This window comes from Kitasatospora sp. NPDC056446 (assembly GCF_042796115.1).
Classification (GTDB): domain Bacteria; phylum Actinomycetota; class Actinomycetes; order Streptomycetales; family Streptomycetaceae; genus Kitasatospora.
In genome coordinates, this window is the sequence record NZ_JBHTRF010000193.1 from 1 (window position 1) to 1,851 (window position 1,851).

Here is a 1,851-nt window from a genome sequence, read left to right on the forward strand (position 1 = left end):
TCCTTAGGCAGGCGCCTCAAGGACAATGAGTATGCTGCAGAGTTTCGAGTAACCTGATACAGCTTGGGTGAGCTAAGACCGAGTGCTTCGCGCTCGGATAGGGCCTCTCGCAACCAATTGGTCGCGTTGGATTCATCAAAGAATCGTTCGCCAAGTATTACGCCTGTTACAGCTCTTGCATCGAATGGCAGCCCAGAGCGAGTGAGGCGATGTGATAGATAGCGAAGCTCCTTCTCGTAGGACCATTCTTCTGACTTTCGCAAGAATCCTCTAGAAAGTTCGTTAGCCGTGGATGGCCAGGTGACTTTTGGGAGCTGACTTGAGTACTCAACTGTCTGCGTTCCTGCGAAGACCCCAAGGCAATAGGCGGGGTCAATCTGAACACAGATCCCCCTATGGCTGCGAGCGTAGTGAGCCCACATGAGGTGACTGCGAGGATTTCGACTGAAGCAGTAAACGCCAAACGAGGCCACACTGCGATCATAAGCGTCTTGAAGCGCGTCACTACGCAATGGTGCTTGGCGGCACAGGCCTTCAATCAGCGAATTCTTGTCGTCGTCAGTAAGATTTTCGGCAGGCCATCCATATTTCAAGAAAGCGCCTTCAGCCCATTTGCGAAGAGCTGGCTTATCCTTGGTGAATGAGAGGTTCGCGCGGAACTCGTTCGGATCATTGAATTGATTGCTGCTACTCCGGAGGCATGTTGCCTGCTGCGCTTGAATGCACCTGTTAAGTTCTGGCGCCGATTACCGTCAGTGTTCCGCCTAGACCTGCGACTTGGTGAGCCGCGCTGTTCAGTAGCGTGCATAGTTGGTAATGGGGCTTGGTGCTGGCTTTATTTCGAAACGCTTTGCGCAGCGTATGTGGCTGAACAATAACGACGTGGACATTGATTCTCGCGGCGCTCCATTTCGCGACCGCATTGACAAAGCCGATGGCATTGGCGTGCGTTGTCACGCCGTTTGTGACTGTCCAGGCGGGCTTTGTGTTTGCCGTGCCGATGCGATTGCTCAGTGCTGCCAGTAGGTTTGCCTTGTTAAGGTGATTGATGTTCTTTATGGCTTGGTTGATAACGACGTCATGTGCGGATACCGAAATCAACCGCGTGGGCTGGGCGGAGTTTGCGGCTTTCACATGAATCAATGTTAGGTGGTGATGATTGTCTATTGTTGTTGCATGGAGGAAATCGGATATTTCCCCGGATCCGTCGTCGCAAAGGAGCCAGTCATTACTCGATTTCATCCTTATGTGAGAAAGACGCTTCGCTTTTGATCCCCTGCATATTGCCAAGTAAACCCAAGAGAACAAAGAGTCTTCTCCTGAGGTGCCAATATTAGATAGGAATGCGCCTGTAGCCGGGGCGATCGGCTTCTCTTTAGTCAGGTCGAAGTTGGAGAAGTCTCCCCAGTACATTCCATTAAAGGGCGCGTTCTTGTAGCTTATTTCGTAGCATGCTCCGCCCGTGATCGAATGGCCGCTGTCGTACCACGCTTGCAGTAGTGGTGCATGAGAGAAGATGCGGGCGAACTCTTGAAGCTTTCCATTCTGCCGTGGCTGGACGCCAACCTTGGTCGTGTTGAAGCCAAGCTTTCCAGAATTAAGGGTCGGCTCGGCGTGTAGCTCGCCGAGGTAGGATCGGAGTCCGTTATTCCTATGGTGAACCTTCAGCCTGATGATGTTGTCTTGGGTAATCTGATGAATAGGCTCGAAATCATATTCCTGCCTGAGCTGGCTCAGTAGAGATGACCTTCCTGTGCCGAGGGTAATGCCGCTCGGGTTTTCGCTATCGACTATGCTGAAATCGAATAGCCCCTTCATTGCGGCTGTCTCACTGATAGGGTGAGATACGAT

General features: G+C 51.9%; 2 protein-coding genes. Both read right to left on the minus strand.

The features are described from left to right. A partial coding sequence (locus ACFQ6N_RS40560; RefSeq protein WP_380659164.1) for a DUF2971 domain-containing protein occupies window positions 1–422 on the minus strand: 422 nt, incomplete at its 3' end. A 307-nt stretch (window positions 423–729) separates the two neighbouring features. After that, a partial coding sequence (locus ACFQ6N_RS40565) for a hypothetical protein (RefSeq protein WP_380659163.1) occupies window positions 730–1,851 on the minus strand: 1,122 nt, incomplete at its 5' end.